Raw genomic sequence first — 16,721 nt, forward strand, 5'->3', positions numbered from 1 at the left:
CGTGAAGCTAAGGTCACTCGTACATATTATTGTTATGGTTTGCTTCGGAATTGTTTCTGCTGAAGCTCAGCATGCGATATCCATTGAGACTGAGTTGATCCCAGGCGAAAAAAAGCTTAATAATTCCCAGGAAGTAGTGTATGTAAATACTTCAGATCAAATTCTTTCTGAAATCTACTTCTTTGACTGGGCCAATAGTTTCGCCTCAAAATCAACCCCCCTCGCGGTTCGATTCGGTGAAAACTTCAACGATTCCTTTCATTTCGAAAAAGAAGAAGAACGCGGTAAAACGGAAATATTCAGTATTACAAATTCGAGCAACGAAACCCTCGAATGGGATCGGGGCTCCGAGATCGATATTCTGAAGGTTACCCTGGACCGTCACATCGCTCCGGGAGAATCATATACTATCAAATTTCTCTATTCGGTAACACTTCCCTACGATAAGTTCACACGCTACGGAAAAACGCGCGAAGGTAATTTCAATTTACGTTATTGGTTCCTCTCCCCTGCCGAATTCAACGGTGAATGGCAGGTGTACAGCAATAAAAACACGGAAGACCTCTACCTGGCTCCTTCCGATTTCAGGATCAAGGTAACGACACCTTCAGCCTTCAAACTCACTACGGACATGAATGTCCTTACCGAAGGTATTACCGGTAGCAAAAGGATCTCTTATTTACAGGGGAGTAAGAGGATGCGAGCGGAACTATTCCTCGAGAAAAGGCTTAATTACGAAACCATAGTCACGGACAAACTGGAGGTGGTCACCGACATGAAGGACAGGAAGGTGAGTCCCGCCATGCGGGCACTTACCGTGGACCGTATCACACATTTTCTCGACGAGAAATTGGGTCCCTACCCATTTCCAAAACTGGTGGTTAGTGAAGTGGAATACAGGAACAATCCTGTCTACGGCTTAAACCAACTGCCGGATTTCATCAGTCCTTTTCCGGATGGTTTCGAATACGATATGGAGTTGCTGAAAACGGCCACCGCCAATTACCTCGAGAATACTATTGTGTTGCACCCCAGGAAGGATTACTGGCTGTATGGAGCACTTCAGATCTACCTGATGATGGAGTATGTGGATACTTACTATCCCAATATGAAACTCATTGGGACCTTGAGTAATTTTTGGATCATTAACTGGTCGCATGCATCCGACCTGGAATTCAACGACCAGTACCCGCTGCTCTACCTGAACATGGCCAGAAATAATTTACATCAGCCACTCAACACACCAAAGGACTCTCTTACCAAATTCAACAAGAATATCGCAAACGCATATTATGGTGGAGACGGGCTTCATTACTTATCGGATTACCTGGGGAAAGAACCGCTGCAAAAAGCGATATCGGAATTTTACAAAAACACTGTTCATCAAAAATCCACTTCAGATAATTTCAGGGAGGAACTGAAAAAACAAACGGATCTTCCGGTAGATTGGTTCTTCGACAGCTACGTGAATAAGCGAACAACTATTGATTTTAAAATAACAAAGGTTGAAAAGCGAGGTGATTCACTGGATGTTACGGTAAGAAATCGACGTGAAAACAACATGCCTGTGTCGCTCTACGGTGTGAACAAGGATAAAACAATATTCAAAAAGTGGCTACCTCCTATTAAAGACACCGTGGTTGTTCGCGTTCCGGCAGCCGATGTTCGAAAGCTTGAATTGAATAAAGAGGCTAATATACCGGAGTACAACCGGAGAAATAATACGAAGAACCTAAAGGGACTAATCAACCGACCAATTCAATTCCGGCTGTTCCAGGACGTGGAGGATCCTAAATACAACCAGCTGTTCTTTATGCCAGTTTTCGAGTACAATTTATACGACGGCCTTACTGTGGGACCGAAATTGTACAATAAGACAGTACTACCAAAAGGTATACATTACAAGGTAGAGCCACAATATGGTTTTGGATCGAATACGCTGGTAGGGAACGGATCGATAAGCTACACCCAACTATACAACGGTAAACTCTACGCAATGCGTTTCGGATTAAGTGGGAGTTATTTCTCTTATGACACCGGCTTATTCTACCGTCGTTTTACTCCATACATGACGCTTGCTTTCAGGCAAAAGGATCTTCGAAAAAATGAAAAGCAATATATCAACCTAAGGAATATTAATGTTTCTAGGGATTTCAACCCCAACGATCCCGACCAGGAACCGAATTACAGCGTACTGAACCTCCAATACGTATTCTCCAATCCGAACCTCATTCATTACTTCAGAAGTGTAATCGATTATCAGATCTCAAAGGATTTTTCGAAACTTGCCGCCTCGTTCGAGTATCGCAAGCTCTTCAAAAACAACCGTCAGCTAAATTTAAGGTTTTACGCAGGTACCTTCCTGTACAACAACTCTCCGAAGGACGATAATTTTTATAGTTTCGCTTTGGATCGCCCTACGGATTATCTTTTCGATTACAATTACTACGGAAGAAGTGAGGATACAGGACTATTTAGTCAGCAGATCATCATCGCGGAAGGAGGTTTTAAGTCGAAATTAGAACCTGCGTTTGCCAATAGCTGGATCGTGACAGCCAATGCAAGCACAAATATCTGGAAATGGATCTATGCGTATGGAGATGTTGGTCTAGTGCACAACCGCGGAATTGGTGGTGGTACGGAGCCTGTTTTTGACACAGGGGTTCGATTAAGTTTGGTCGCCGATTACTTCGAGCTTTTCTTTCCTCTTTATTCCAATCTTGGATGGGAACCCGGCCTGGGGAATTACGACCAACGAATCAGGTTTATTGTAACTTTAAGTCCGAAAACCCTTCTCAGTCTCTTTACACGTGAATGGTATTAATTTATTCTGAATGAGCTTCTTAAACGACTGGCGCATAATAATTCTACTCTGTCTAACTTTAGGCCTAGCCCCCTTTTCTCCTGAACCGCATCTGTGGGGAAAACTGAAATGGATAGCTGGTGGAGCAGTGGGAATGAAGCCAATGGACTGGTTCGATACACTATTCCATTCCTTGCCATTCTTATTGTTGATACGCTTAATTATTGTGAAGTTTTCAAAAAAGTAAATTTATTCGGTGAATTTGTTGATGAATTCGCAACTTATTAGCATTTATCCCCATTGTGAGTTTCGATGCTTTTTACTACTTTTGCCTTGATCAATTTTCGATAAATGCAAACAAATCCTGACACAGATAAGAATCTTTCTTTTGATGATTTCAAAGCTGAAATCCTCAACGACTACAGGATTGCGGTAACGAGCAGGGAGTGCAGTTTACTGGGACGACGCGAGGTATTAACCGGGAAAGCGAAGTTTGGGATTTTCGGAGATGGAAAAGAAGTACCTCAATTGGCCTGGGCCAAGGCCTTCAAAAATGGAGACTGGCGAAGCGGATATTACAGGGACCAGACTTTCATGATGGCTATCGGAAAATTGACTATCGAGCAGTTTTTTGCCGGTTTGTATGCCCATACGGAGATCCAAGCAGACCCTATGAGTGCCGGGAGGCAAATGGGCGGTCACTTTTCCACTCACAGCCTGAACGAGGACGGGAGCTGGAAAGATCTAACTACTCAAAAGAACAGTAGTCCGGATATCTCACCTACTGCCGGGCAAATGCCTAGATTGCTTGGATTGGCACAGGCCTCAAAGTTATTTAGGAACGATCCTGGATTGAAACATCTATCTAACTTCTCTATAAACGGGAATGAAGTAGCCTGGGGAACTATAGGTAACGCAAGTACAAGTGAGGGTCTTTTCTGGGAGACAATTAACGCTGCCGGAGTACTGCAGGTACCGATGGTGATGAGTGTATGGGATGACGAATACGGAATTTCTGTGCATGCAAGGCATCAGACAACCAAAGAAAATATTTCAGAGATACTCTCAGGATTCCAAAGAACCGAAACTGAAAACGGCTATGAGATCATTCGGGTGAAAGGATGGGATTATCCGGAGTTGATTGAAACCTATAAAAAGGCCGGAGCCATTGCTCGAGAAGAACATGTGCCGGTCCTTATCCATGTTCAGGAACTCACACAACCACAGGGGCATTCTACCAGTGGTTCTCATGAAAGGTACAAAGGCAAAGAGCGTCTCGAATGGGAACGCGAATTTGACTGTAATACCAAAATGAGGGAATGGATGATAGCCAGTAACATTGCTACAACGGAAGAGTTGGAAGCAATGGAAAAAGCTATAAAAAAGGAAGTGCGAGATGGTAAGAAGGCTGCGTGGCAGGCATTTATCATGCCGCAACAGAAAGAGCAGCAGGAGGCATTAACCCTCATTTCTAACCTTGCGGAGAATTCTCCTAACCGCATTTTTATAGAAAAGATTAAGAAAGAACTTGAAGCCGAGAAAGAACCTCTGCGAAGGGACATTATGGCTACGGCGCGAAAAGTATTGCGTTATGCCGTTTCTGAAAACACTCCTGAAAAGCGTCAGTTGCAGGATTGGATCAATAACTATTTCGATATTATTCAACCGAAGTACAGTGCTCATTTGTACTCTGAAGCACAGAACAATGCAACCAATATTGCGGAAGTACCTCCCTCCTACGATGACAATGCTTCCGAAGTGGATGGACGTGTAGTACTTAGGGACAATTTCGATCATATCTTCAGTCATATCCCGGAGACACTTGTGTTTGGAGAAGACAGTGGAGAGATCGGTGATGTGAACCAGGGGCTTGAAGGATTACAGGAGAAGCACGGAGAGCTACGGGTTTCAGACACCGGGATCAGAGAGGCTACTATACTTGGACAGGGTATTGGATTAGCTATGCGTGGGTTAAGGCCTATCGCTGAAATCCAGTACCTGGACTATGTGATGTATTGCCTGCAGATCATGAGTGACGACCTTGCCACGGTTCGCTATCGTACCATGGGCAAACAGAAAGCACCGTTGATCGTTCGTACGAGGGGTCACAGACTCGAAGGAATTTGGCACAGTGGCTCACAAATGGCTGGTTTGATCCATCTCTTGCGAGGCATGTATGTACTGGTCCCCAGAAACATGACCAAAGCGGCAGGATTTTACAATACTTTACTTGAAAGTGACGAACCGGCTATTATTATTGAATGTTTAAATGGTTACCGCCTGAAAGAGAAAATGCCGAACAATCTCGGCGAATTCCGAACCCCGATCGGTGTGGTGGAAACACTTAAAGAAGGAACCGACATTACCCTGGTTTCCTACGGAAGTACACTGCGGGTAGTGGAAGAAGCTGCACGGGACCTTCAGCAGGTAGGAATCGATGCAGAGATAATTGATGTACAATCCCTGCTACCCCTGGACCTCAACCACGACATGGTGGAAAGTGTGAAGAAGACCAACAGGTTACTGGTAGTAGACGAAGATGTTCCCGGAGGTGCTTCGGCCTATATACTTAATCAAATTCTTGACGAACAGGAAGGATATCAGTACCTGGATAGCAAACCACAAGCACTTACAGGAAAGCCACATAGGCCCGCTTATGGCACTGACGGAGATTACTTCTCTAAACCTTCGGCAGAAGATGTTTTCGAAAAAGTATACGCCATTATGAACGAGGTAAACCCATCTTCATTTCCGGCGTTAAGATAATCCCAATTCCCACTTAACAGAATCATAAATAGTTATTATTCAATAACTTAATTCTTTATTTTTAAGTAATCTAAATAAAACAGGATTACTATGAAAAGAATTATACTTATTAACCTGTTTCTAACCCTACTCACGATCCCTCTGGCTCATTCACAAATGGGTCGGTTTCACAAATTTTCATTAAACGACAATGAGGTTCCTTCCCAGGTAATTGAAAGTCAGAACAAACATTTCCCAAACGGATTTGTAACGAATTGGTTCCGATACTCAAACTTACCTGAGGGTAATAGTACCGGAAGCTATTACATATCGAATTTTCAGTTTGAAGGTTCCAATAGTTTCAAAGCGTACTATACTGATGAAGGAAGGCTTGTTTCACACGTGAAATTCCTTCCCAAGTTTGCGCTACCCGAACAACTGGTAGAGAACGTAGGCAGCACTTATCTCAATACCAGGATTAAATCGGGAGATTTGATCAAGCTCTACGATTATAACATGGAAGTGTACCGCTTGCGGATTAATATCGAAGGACTTTTACAGTATGTATATTTCGACAAGTACGCCAGGATGCTGGAAGGTGGAAATCTACCTTTCGAAGTAATGACGCTTAATTAAAGTTTTAAAATAATTTTGATTTAATGGAATTTGTTCGATATTTACAGAGTAAACAAGACACAAAATCAAGTTAATGTTCGGTTTCAATCTAAATAATAACAATAATAACGGTATACCGTAACAAAAGCTTGTCGCGATATATAGCCCGTCAGGTTTTTGCACCTGACGGGTTTTTTTATTTGAAATAGTAAACTTTAATTCAAGTGATAGAACAACCCGCCTTCGCTAAAGCTTCGGCGGATCAACCAATTTAATAAGACCTAAAAAATAAAATTATGTGTGGAATTGTATGTGCCTTCGAACTCAAGCAACCGTCCGAACAGTTGCGCCCTCAATTATTAGCCATGGCGAAAAGAATTCGCCACCGTGGACCTGACTGGAGTGGGATCTTCAGCGACGATAAAGCCATCCTGGCTCATGAGCGTCTCGCCATTGTTGATCCTACTTCGGGAAAGCAACCGCTCTATTCAGAAGATAAAAAACTAATCCTCGCCGCTAACGGTGAGATATATAATCACAGGGAATTAAGGCAACCCTATGAAGGCAATTACAATTTCCAGACACATTCCGACTGTGAGGTGATACTCGCACTCTATAAAGACAAAGGTCCTTCATTTATTGACCAGATGAATGGTATTTTCGGGTTTGCATTGTACGATGTGGAAAATGATGCTTACTTCATCGCCCGCGATCACATGGGAATCATCCCTCTTTACATGGGTTGGGACAGGCATGGAACTTTTTATGTTGCTTCTGAATTGAAAGCACTGGAAGGTGTTTGCACGAAGATCGAACTCTTTCCTCCCGGTCATTATCTGTATAGCAAGGAAGGTGAGATCAAAAAATGGTACAGCCGTGATTGGATGGACTATGAAAACGTAAAAGACAACGAAACCTCCATCGAAGAGTTGAGAGATGCGCTGGACGCCGCGGTTCACAGACAATTGATGAGTGATGTACCCTATGCCGTTTTACTTTCGGGTGGCCTTGATTCGTCCGTTACCTCTGCCCTTGCGGTGAAATATGCTGGAATGCGCGTTGAAGAAGACGACAAAGCCAAGGCCTGGTGGCCTCGTTTGCACTCCTTCGCTATCGGGCTGGAAGGTTCGCCGGACCTCGCAGCAGCGCGAAAAGTTGCCGATTACCTGGATACAGTGCATCACGAGATCGTATTTACCATACAGGAAGGCATCGATGCCATTCGAGATGTGATCTACCACCTGGAGACCTACGACATTACAACGGTTCGCGCTTCTACACCCATGTATCTAATGGCGAGAGCGATCAAGGCTATGGGAATCAAGATGGTACTGAGTGGTGAAGGAAGTGATGAGATCTTTGGTGGCTATTTGTATTTCCACAAAGCGCCCAGCCCGGAAGAATTCCACAAAGAAACTGTCAGGAAACTGGATAAACTTCATCAATACGACTGCTTGCGAGCTAACAAGGCACTTGCCGCCTGGGGTATTGAGGGACGTGTACCTTTCCTAGACAAAGAGTTCATGGATGTGGCTATGCGACTCAACCCAAAAGATAAAATGATCACCGAAGAACGCATGGAAAAGTGGATCCTTAGAAAAGCTTTTGAGGATATGCTTCCCGAAAGCGTGGCATGGCGCCAAAAGGAACAGTTCAGTGACGGTGTGGGATATAGTTGGATCGATACCTTAAAAGAAATGGTAGACGAAAAGGTAACGGATGAGCAAATGGCGAACGCTCATTTCCGTTTCCCAATTCAGCCGCCAACCAGCAAAGAAGAGTTCTTCTACCGCTCCATATTTGAAGACCATTTCCCGAGTGATGCCGCTGCGTTGAGTGTGCCTTCGGTGCCTTCGGTGGCCTGCAGCAGCCCGGTAGCCCTGGAATGGGATGAGAGCTTCAAGAATATGAACGATCCGAGCGGACGTGCCGTTGCGAAGGTCCACGAAGAGGCCTACGAAAAATAGAGGCTAAAATGGTTGTCAGGCTTATCCGGTAATGTGATACCCTCCGTCAACGTGCCGGATCTCACCGGTTATGCGAACATCCGGCCTGAACAAGTGTACAACTTCAGTTGCCAGATCTTGCGGATGGGCATTACCCAATGGACTCATGCGATCTGAGATGTCGACGTCAGACTGGTTGAGTGTTGCCGTACCGGCCTTGCTACCCATATAAGTGGAAAATCGTATTGCATTGACCCTGGTGCCGTTCTTTCGACCAAGTTCATCGGCTAATTCTACGGATATTCGTTCGAGGGCAGCTTTCGCAATACTCATATTCCTATAGGGGTGGAAGGTCACTTTTGAGGCAGCTATATAGCTTATTGAACAGATCGAGCTTCCCGGTTGGAGTACATTGTATTTTAAAAGGTAATGTGCGATTCTGATAAGAGAATATGCAGATACGTCCATCGTATCGCAAAATTCGTCTCTTGTAACTTCGAGAAGAGGTTTGACTTCCTTTTTTCTAATGGTCTTATCCATCGCTATGGCGTGGAGGAATCCGTGTAGCCGAATTCCGTCCTTTTCATAATTACGCGCAAGGTCCTCCATGTTTTCTTCAAGAGTCACATCAAGAATGTCAACCCGGGTAGTATCTCCTAATTCTGTTTTTATCGAAGCTTTAAAGTCTTCAAAGTTAGTGTTCAGGAATGCCTTTGCCCTATCAGACAAATTCGAGTGAAAAGCACTTACACCCAGACCTGTGCAAACCACTTTGCCTCCCTGTTTTATTATTTCTTTTGCCACGTACATGGCTAACGAACGATTATCGGCGATTCCGGTAATCAGAAATGTTTTGTTTTGAAGCATAGTATGATGATTAATTTACCACTTATATAATGCTGAACCCCATGTCCAACCTGCTCCTACCGCAGCGAATAATACGAGGTCACCTTTGTTAAACTCATCATTTCGATGGTTTTCATCAAGTAGTATCGGAATGGTTCCACCGGATGTATTAGCGTATCGATCCATATTGGTCTTCACCTTTTCGAAAGGCATTCCGATCTTCTGCGCAACCGCCTTTAGAATTCCTATACTCGGCTGGTGTGGTAAAAGGAATTTAATATCACCAATACTATAGTTGTTCTTCGCGAGGATCTTTTTAATTGATTTCGGGACAACATTTACCGCGGTCTTAAATACCTCCTTCCCATTCATTTGAAAAAAGTGTTGATTCGATCGCAAAGTATCATCAGATGCAGGTTTTTCAGAACCACCCGCGGGTATTGTAAAATGATCCTTACCCGTTCCATCCGTATGAAGCAGAAAATCTACAAAGCCCTTATCCTCATCCGTTTCCGATAAAACAAGTGCTCCCGCTCCATCGCCGAAGAAAACAGAGTCCCTTCTGCTCCAGTCTGTAATCTTAGAAAAAGTGTCGGCTCCAATGATGAGTACGTTCTTGTACATACCTGATTTGATAAATTGAACCCCGGTAGATATTGAAAAAAGGGCACCGGAACAAACGGCCGAAAGATCGAAAGCCACAGCATTGGTCGCTTTTAATTTTTCCTGAACAAAACAGGCACAAGAAGGTGCAGGACGATCGGGCGTGGCGGTAGCCACAATAATTAAATCAATATCCGATGGTTTCAGATTTGCATTCTTCAGTGCTTTCTTTGCTGCCATATAGGCCAGGTCACTGGTTGTCTCTCCATTTGCAATACGCCTTTCCTTGATACCAAGAGTATTGTAAATCCATTCATGGGATGAACCAACCGATTCAAAGAACTCATTCTTAACTACGTTCTTGGGTGTATAGGACCCTGTACCTTTTATAAAAGCATTTTTCATAGTGAAATAATTAAGCTCTAAATGTGCAGATTTTATTGAAAGTGAAGAACATAATTTTCAATAAGTTGACTGAAATTAGCGAGTTGCGAAAAATTATGGGTCTTAATTATCAGATTGATAATATTGGACATATTAGAGGTATCGAAATTGAGAGATTCTTATTAAAAATTCTATGTATTCATCAATTTCAACCCAAAAATCAGATACATTTTGTCAATAATTTCTGTTAAAACGGAAGATAAACACATAAAATGAGTGAAACTGATTAAAAAAGCGACACGATGGGTAAGGATAAAATACATCAGAACACCAGCTTGTCAAGAATTATTATCTGCTTTACAATTCTTTTTCGTCACTGGATTTTTCACTGCGGTTCTTTATTGAAACCGACAAAGCCGATGCTACAATTCCTGCAGGAACTGTCACTATTCCGAGTCCAATGATCAGAATACAGAAAGTAAAGATCTTTCCCCCCATTGTAACCGGGTAGATATCTCCGTATCCAACGGTTGTAAGAGTTGCAATAGACCACCATAAGCTATGAAAGACGGAGGCAAATTTTTCCGGTTGTGCATCATGTTCGAAATAGTAGATGCCGAAAGCCGATAAGAATAACAGGATGAGTGTGATGATTATAAATAAAATGATTTCTTCCCTTGCGGCCAAAGCTGCGTTTCGGAAGTGCATCATAGCCGTGTTGTAACGTGCAAGCTTCAGGATTCGGAAAACACGGAAGATCCTGAAGATACGAACCGATCGTAGATCGACCCCAAAACTTAGATAGAATGGTAAAATGGCCAGCAGGTCGATAATCCCGTAGAAACTGAACACGTAACCCAGCGGTTTCTTTGCAAAAATCAGCCGCAGTATATATTCAATAGTAAAGATCACAACACAAACCACTTCGAAATACCACAGGTATTGCCTTGTTTGAGTATCCAGGTCAGGCAGGGTTTCAATGGAATAGGCAATTAAAGACAGGATAATAAGAACCTGTATGAAAATATCGAAGCGTCTACCGTTCCTACTATCAATATTGGTAATGGTTTGGCGAAGGTTCATTTGGCTGGCGTTTTAAGAATATAAACTTGGATCTTTTTAAGAGTGGAAGCAGAAACTTTCTACGGTAACCACTTCTTCTCGAAATTTGGTTTTCGCTTTTCCAGGAAGGCATCACGACCTTCTTTAGCCTCGTCGGTCATATAAGCGAGTCGTGTGGCTTCGCCTGCAAATACCTGTTGTCCAACCATTCCATCATCGGTTAGATTCATAGCGAATTTCAACATTTTGATTGAAATGGGTGATTTCGCCAAGATCTCCTGTGCCCATTCGAAGGCAGTGGCTTCCAGTTCATTATGAGGCACTACAGCATTTACCATTCCCATTTCAAATGCTTCCTGGGCACTGTAGTTCCTTCCGAGGAAGAATATTTCTCTTGCCTTCTTCTGCCCTACCATTTTTGCCAGGTAGGCACTTCCGTAGCCGCCATCGAAACTGGTTACGTCGGCATCGGTTTGTTTAAAGATGGCGTGTTCTTTACTCGCCAAGGTCATATCGCACACCACGTGTAAACTATGTCCGCCACCCACAGCCCAGCCTGGAACAACGGCTATAACTGCCTTCGGCATGAAGCGAATCAGTCTTTGTACTTCCAATATGTTCAATCGGTGGTACCCATCCTGACCTACATACCCCTGATGACCTCTCGCACTTTGGTCTCCACCACTGCAAAAGCTGTAAACACCGTCCTTAGGAGAAGGACCTTCGGCCGATAATAAAACTACACCTATACCAGTATCTTCTTGTGCGTCGTTAAAAGCGTCCAGCAATTCCGAAGTAGTATGCGGTCGGAATGCATTTCTTACTTCGGGGCGATTGAAAGCGATCCGTGCTACTCCATCGCATTTTTTATAGGTGATATCCGTATATTCCTTGGCCGTTTTCCAGTTCGGTGTGCTCATATTTTTTATTTTTATCAAAGATAAAACTAATTCTTTTCAAATCTCGTTCACAATAGAGACCTCAACCTTTCAGAAATAAAAACTCAGACATGAAAATCCTATACTTTTTTCTAGCAATATTAATTTCAACAACATTAGCTGCTCAGGATCCTTATAGCTTCAGCACAGTGATCGACCTCGAGACTACTCCGGTTATCAGTCAGGGTAATACTGGAACCTGCTGGAGTTTTTCCAGTACCTCCTTCCTGGAATCGGAGATCATCCGCTTAACAGGTAAGCAAGTCGACTTATCAGAAATGTATACGGTACGAAATACCTATCCAAAAAAAGCCGAAAATTTTGTGATGCGACAGGGAAAGGCCCAATTCAGCGAAGGTGGACTCGCGCATGATGTGATGAATTCGGTACGGGATTACGGACTGGTTCCACAATCTGTCTATTCAGGGTTGTTCGAAGGGCAAGCAAGTCACAATCACGCCGAACTTGCTGCCATTCTCCGCAGCATGGTAGAGACTTATGTTGACAATCCCGGAAGAAAACTCAGTAAGAAATGGGACGATGCTATCGAAGCTGTCCTGGACGTGTACATGGGTGAAAATCCTTCAACATTTAACTACGAAGGCAAGCAATACACGCCAATGTCTTTCCTTGAAATGACAAAGATCGAACCCAATGATTATGTCACTATCACTTCCTTTACTCATGCTCCCTTCTATTCTGAATTCATTCTGAATATTCCTGACAACTGGAGCTATGGCCGTATGTATAATGTACCGCTTGACGAAATTATTGAAAGCATCGATAATGCTCTTCAGAATGGTTTCACCGTTGAATTGGATTGTGATGTGAGCGAGCGGACCTTCTCCTCTAAGGATGGAGTTGCTATCGTTCCGAAGGACCCTGAAAATACACTGAAAGCCCTAAGACACCTCTATCCCGAGATGAACATTAGCCAGGAGTATCGACAGGATGAGTTTGAGAATTTCACTACAACAGACGACCACCTCATGCATATTACAGGAATCTTGCGCGATCAGAATGGAACGAAATACTACAAGGTAAAGAACAGCTGGGGAACGGATGAACGAAGAAATGCCAACGGAGGCTATGTATATTTCAGTGAGTCCTATATGCGACTAAAAGCCATCAGTATCATGATTCACAAGGATGCTGTACCAAGGGCAACAGCCAAAAAGTTAAATTTCTAAAAAATAAGTATCGCTTCGGAATCATTTTTGATAGTTTTGAAATCGTGATGAAAGCAATTGTCTACATTCTATTGATCTTCCCTCTATGGTTGATGGGTCAGAGCGACTTCGATACTCGTTATTATACGATCAGTGAAGAGTCCCTTCCCTCGGTTGAGGAATTATCAATCGTGAACTTCGATCTGCCGCTGTCTCAAAAGAAAACCGATTTCAAAAGTTACTTCAATATCAAAGTTGATAACTACCGTTCGAACGTAGACATGGTGGGGGCCATCGAAGACCAAATGCAACCTTCACCATCCTTTGTTGATGTTGGTGAAATTCAGTCGGACTTTTACGGTTCTGGTGCCACTCCAAATTACCGCTCCGATGGAAAGACACGTGTAAAGAATACCGTATACCGTGAGATGAGAGGACTTACACTACTCGACCCATGCCCTCCATTCGGGGTTTGTGCACGCTGCGCTCCGTTTCGCGTTGGCAGAGGTTTTTAGACTTCCTTCTACTTATATCTCCAGCTGGAAAGGTCTGCACCTGGAGGTGCTGACTCCAGAATTCGTTTCATGATCTTAGGCAGGTACATGCTGTTGTATTGGAGTCTGGATAAATGATTAGGTAAATCCGGGTTCCCGTTCCAGCAATGTTCATCTCCGTCACCATATGTAACTTCCCCATCGTAATACGGATCCGTGGTGCTTTCCAGGAAATCTTCCATGAGATAGACCGCATTGTTGAGATAATAGTTGTCCATATCTCCACAGTAAATATGGATCTTTCCTCTCAGCTTCTCTCCCACCTTATCCCAGTCGCGCTCAAGTATGTATCGCAGATCGTAATTCTCCTTCCAGTAATTCGCCACGTCATGATCTATGTCGCCTGAATATTTATCCCAGATTCGTTGTGGATAACCGTCCTCTCCCTGAGGTGAGTAGGTTGCTTCCCAAATATCAAATTGCTGACCCGATCTTGATTTATCACCCAGAACAAGCTCCAGGTGATTGTAATCCTTTATCGTAGTACTGATCTGACCCAGGTTATTCCGCCGCCCCGGAACTTCGATCTTTCGGTGTTCACTTTCATAGTAGTAGGCGTTCTTGTCTTCATAGATATTCGTTAGGCAATACGCACGGAAATCGATCGGGTCCGGACAAGCCGCAAAACAGCCGTTATATTCATCAGGATATTTTACCTGTACAGCCAGGGATTCCCATCCACCCGTAGATCCACCGTAAAGGAATCGTGACCAACCTTCTCCTATACCCCTGAACTTCTCCTCAATAAAAGGAATGAGCTCGTAGGTAATGGCATCACCATAAGGACCTTGCGATGCTGAATTCACCGCGTAGCTATCGTCGTAATAAGGTGTTGGATGTTGGATTTCAATAATAATAAACCGTGGAAACTCTTCACTGATCCATCGTTGATAGAAATTATACGCTTCCTGTTGCTGAATGATATTATACCCTTCAACACCAAATCGCTCCGAATATACCGGCTCGGTATTTGGATCGGGAGGCGTAGTGCGCCAATCGCCGAAGTCGGACGGAAAATGTCCGTGAAAAATCATTAATGGATATTTGGCTTCAGGATGTTCTTCGAATCCCTTCGGAAGTAAAACATGAGCGCCAAGGTACATATCTCTTCCCCAGAATTCGGATAGTTTTTCCGACCTCATCTTGACGTGCTTAACCCATTCGGTATCTTCCGGTTCTTCGATTGGTGGTATCACCTGGTCTATGGTAACGGACAGGTTGGACACCCCTTCCCTAAGATCTAATTCAACCGGGATATTGTAGATATTTCCGGGGGATCGATTCCATTGCTGCCCCTCTCCATTGTCCATCGGTAGTTTTACAGTATGTCCTGTTGATAATTCGAAGGTTTCATAGACGTGCAACAAGGCCTGCACCTGATAGGCTCCATCGGGCACATCCCCAAGGCTTTCGAATGGATAGCCGAAATCTTCAGCTGTAAAACTTACCACCTCACCGGGTGTCATCCCTTCTACAGTCTTTCCAAAGATGAGTTGCGTATTTAAACCACTATTGATCTGAAACCTGGGTTCTGCGTCTTCATTCGAAGAAAGCATAAGGAGTAGTCTGCCATCAACCTCATTCATGTCGAGGCTTTCAGATAATTTCACTGAAATGGTCACCGAATCAGATCCGGAGGAATTACAACTAATTATTAAAGCAGCGGTGAGAAGAAGTAGGATGAATCTTTTCATGAGAAGAGTGTTGGTTTCTCATAAAAATACGAATTCTTAAATGATCCGTATTCCGTCTTCTTCAATTGAGATAAGTTTCTTTTTGTACAAGCTGCCTATGGCCTTTTTGAAACTCTTTTTACTGATACCCAGTTCATCCTTTATCAATTCGGGGTCCGATTTATCATGTAACGGCATGAAACCGCCGGCTGCCTCTAACTCTTCCATCACATATTGTGCATTCGGCTCGATACTTTTATATCCGGGTGATTGGAGAACCACATCCACTTTATTGTCATGACGAACCTTTTTCACATAGGCTTTCAATCGATCTCCACTGCGGATGTCTTCAAAAATATCTTCTAAATAGATAAGCCCATTATGGATTCCGTTGATGATCACATTTGCCCCTTTTTCCGTTAGATGGGTTACCAGGATATCTATTTCGTCAAATTTTTTAACGGTCAGTTCGGTATTGTCGAGATAGCGTTTTGTTTTACTTGATCCAGTAAGCCTATTGGTCTTATCATCCAGGTACATGTACACTATATACCAATTGCCAACTTTCATGGGCCTCGCCTGTTCTTTAAAGGGAACGAAAAGCTGTTTTTCAAGTCCCCATTCCATAAAGGCCCCGAACTTATTTACGTCACTACAACGCAAATAAGCAAACTGGTTTAACTGAATCTCCGGTTCGAGTGTAGTTGCGACCGGGCGTTCCTCGTGATCGAGATAAACAAAGGCATCAATGGAGTCACCAACTTCAAACGATTCGGGTTTGTATTTATGAGGCAACAACACTTCATCACCTTCATCATTCCCGAGATAAAGTCCGGGCTCTGTTTCCCTGAGGATAGTAAGTTGTTGGAATTGGCCAAGTTGTAACATGGCTGCAAAGTTAGTTATTTAAGAACTCAAACGACACTTGTATTTTGGAATATATTGCTTAATTTCACGCGAATGAATCTGACCAATCCCCACAACCTCGCAGCATCGGCTCCACTTAATCATGTGCTGGAAACAGACCTTATTACCGTTTATTATTACGATAATATAGTTGTTGCTGAAGCCCGGGAAGGGGTTACGCTTTCATATAAAACCGGCTTTTCTATATTGGTAAAAGGCTTACGCCATATAAACATGAAGTCATTTGTTTATATTTCAAACAGGATCAATTCCTATGCCCTCAACCCAAATGATTATGTCTATTTAGAGAAAATTCCCACACTAAAGGGTATCGGAATTGTCGCACCTACCGAAATTGGCAAGAACAACGCAGAATTAGAACTTAAGTTCTTCAATAAGCCTATGGAGATCTTCGATTCAGTACCCGATGCATTTCATTGGGGAAAGGAAATTTTACATTCTCAAAAAGGCTAAATT

The 16,721-nt window shown here is 43.3% G+C and carries 14 protein-coding genes; 8 read left to right on the top strand and 6 right to left on the bottom strand.

The window, feature by feature from the left end:
* Position 1: 1 nt before the first annotated feature.
* The 5 genes from J1N09_RS11230 (at position 2) to asnB (ending at position 8,130) form a co-directional block, all read left to right on the top strand.
* Positions 2-2,824 (top strand): metalloprotease, encoded by a 2,823-nt coding sequence (locus J1N09_RS11230; RefSeq protein WP_265200303.1) that lies wholly within the window; start codon positions 2-4, stop codon positions 2,822-2,824.
* A 93-nt stretch (positions 2,825-2,917) separates the two neighbouring features.
* The gene (locus tag J1N09_RS15510) at positions 2,918-3,091 is read left to right on the top strand and encodes a hypothetical protein (protein WP_321160810.1); all 174 of its coding nucleotides are present in this window, start codon (positions 2,918-2,920) and stop codon (positions 3,089-3,091) included.
* Positions 3,092-3,154: 63 nt separating this feature from the next.
* Positions 3,155-5,569 carry a thiamine pyrophosphate-dependent enzyme gene (locus tag J1N09_RS11240; RefSeq protein ID WP_265200306.1) on the top strand — a complete coding sequence of 805 codons (2,415 nt, stop codon included), beginning with the start codon at positions 3,155-3,157 and terminating at the stop codon, positions 5,567-5,569.
* 90 nt (positions 5,570-5,659) lie between these two features.
* A complete protein-coding gene (locus J1N09_RS11245; RefSeq protein ID WP_265200307.1) occupies positions 5,660-6,184 on the top strand; it encodes a hypothetical protein in 525 nt (174 codons plus the stop codon).
* A 275-nt stretch (positions 6,185-6,459) separates the two neighbouring features.
* A complete protein-coding gene (gene asnB, locus J1N09_RS11250; RefSeq protein ID WP_265200308.1) occupies positions 6,460-8,130 on the top strand; it encodes an asparagine synthase B in 1,671 nt (556 codons plus the stop codon).
* A gap of 21 nt (positions 8,131-8,151) precedes the next feature.
* On the opposite strand, the gene J1N09_RS11255 is transcribed toward asnB, so the two are convergent.
* The 4 genes from J1N09_RS11255 to J1N09_RS11270 all read right to left on the bottom strand — a co-directional run bounded on the left by J1N09_RS11255 (position 8,152) and on the right by J1N09_RS11270 (position 11,924).
* Positions 8,152-8,976, bottom strand: a complete 825-nt coding sequence (locus J1N09_RS11255; RefSeq protein WP_265200309.1) for an SDR family oxidoreductase — start codon at positions 8,974-8,976, stop codon at positions 8,152-8,154.
* A gap of 15 nt (positions 8,977-8,991) precedes the next feature.
* Positions 8,992-9,963 carry a 3-oxoacyl-ACP synthase III family protein gene (locus tag J1N09_RS11260; RefSeq protein WP_265200310.1) on the bottom strand — a complete coding sequence of 324 codons (972 nt, stop codon included), beginning with the start codon at positions 9,961-9,963 and terminating at the stop codon, positions 8,992-8,994.
* Positions 9,964-10,299: 336 nt separating this feature from the next.
* Positions 10,300-11,025, bottom strand: coding sequence for an ion transporter (locus tag J1N09_RS11265; protein ID WP_265200312.1), 726 nt, complete (start codon positions 11,023-11,025; stop codon positions 10,300-10,302).
* Positions 11,026-11,084: 59 nt separating this feature from the next.
* Positions 11,085-11,924: a 1,4-dihydroxy-2-naphthoyl-CoA synthase gene (locus J1N09_RS11270; RefSeq protein WP_265200313.1), complete on the bottom strand. Its 840-nt coding sequence runs from the start codon at positions 11,922-11,924 to the stop codon at positions 11,085-11,087.
* An 89-nt stretch (positions 11,925-12,013) separates the two neighbouring features.
* Here J1N09_RS11270 and J1N09_RS11275 point away from each other — a divergent pair, with 89 nt between their 5' ends.
* The gene (locus J1N09_RS11275; protein WP_265200314.1) at positions 12,014-13,132 is read left to right on the top strand and encodes an aminopeptidase C; all 1,119 of its coding nucleotides are present in this window, start codon (positions 12,014-12,016) and stop codon (positions 13,130-13,132) included.
* Positions 13,133-13,176: 44 nt separating this feature from the next.
* Positions 13,177-13,626, top strand: a complete 450-nt coding sequence (locus tag J1N09_RS11280; RefSeq protein WP_265200315.1) for a hypothetical protein — start codon at positions 13,177-13,179, stop codon at positions 13,624-13,626.
* Positions 13,627-13,634: 8 nt separating this feature from the next.
* Here the strand turns inward: J1N09_RS11280 and J1N09_RS11285 are convergent, their stop codons facing one another.
* Together J1N09_RS11285 and J1N09_RS11290 are read right to left on the bottom strand one after the other, a co-directional pair.
* The gene (locus tag J1N09_RS11285) at positions 13,635-15,359 is read right to left on the bottom strand and encodes an alpha/beta hydrolase-fold protein (RefSeq protein WP_265200316.1); all 1,725 of its coding nucleotides are present in this window, start codon (positions 15,357-15,359) and stop codon (positions 13,635-13,637) included.
* A 36-nt stretch (positions 15,360-15,395) separates the two neighbouring features.
* Positions 15,396-16,226: a S1 RNA-binding domain-containing protein gene (locus tag J1N09_RS11290; RefSeq protein WP_265200317.1), complete on the bottom strand. Its 831-nt coding sequence runs from the start codon at positions 16,224-16,226 to the stop codon at positions 15,396-15,398.
* Between the two features lie 72 nt (positions 16,227-16,298).
* Between J1N09_RS11290 and J1N09_RS11295 the strand changes: the two genes are divergently transcribed.
* On the top strand, positions 16,299-16,718 hold the full coding sequence (locus J1N09_RS11295; RefSeq protein ID WP_265200318.1) for a hypothetical protein: 420 nt from the start codon (positions 16,299-16,301) through the stop codon (positions 16,716-16,718).
* Positions 16,719-16,721: the final 3 nt, after the last annotated feature.

This window comes from Aureitalea sp. L0-47, assembly GCF_026126405.1.
Taxonomy (GTDB): Bacteria; Bacteroidota; Bacteroidia; order Flavobacteriales; family Flavobacteriaceae; genus Pukyongia.

Coding starts and splice junctions, on each gene's coding strand:
- J1N09_RS11270 (WP_265200313.1), bottom strand. CDS start 11,924: ATGAGCACACCGAACTGGAAAACGGCCAAGGAATATACGGATATCACC.
- J1N09_RS11265 (WP_265200312.1), bottom strand. CDS start 11,025: ATGAACCTTCGCCAAACCATTACCAATATTGATAGTAGGAACGGTAGA.
- J1N09_RS11245 (WP_265200307.1), top strand. CDS start 5,660: ATGAAAAGAATTATACTTATTAACCTGTTTCTAACCCTACTCACGATC.
- J1N09_RS11275 (WP_265200314.1), top strand. CDS start 12,014: ATGAAAATCCTATACTTTTTTCTAGCAATATTAATTTCAACAACATTA.
- J1N09_RS11260 (WP_265200310.1), bottom strand. CDS start 9,963: ATGAAAAATGCTTTTATAAAAGGTACAGGGTCCTATACACCCAAGAAC.
- J1N09_RS11295 (WP_265200318.1), top strand. CDS start 16,299: ATGAATCTGACCAATCCCCACAACCTCGCAGCATCGGCTCCACTTAAT.
- J1N09_RS11290 (WP_265200317.1), bottom strand. CDS start 16,226: ATGTTACAACTTGGCCAATTCCAACAACTTACTATCCTCAGGGAAACA.
- J1N09_RS11240 (WP_265200306.1), top strand. CDS start 3,155: ATGCAAACAAATCCTGACACAGATAAGAATCTTTCTTTTGATGATTTC.
- J1N09_RS11255 (WP_265200309.1), bottom strand. CDS start 8,976: ATGCTTCAAAACAAAACATTTCTGATTACCGGAATCGCCGATAATCGT.
- J1N09_RS11285 (WP_265200316.1), bottom strand. CDS start 15,359: ATGAAAAGATTCATCCTACTTCTTCTCACCGCTGCTTTAATAATTAGT.
- asnB (WP_265200308.1), top strand. CDS start 6,460: ATGTGTGGAATTGTATGTGCCTTCGAACTCAAGCAACCGTCCGAACAG.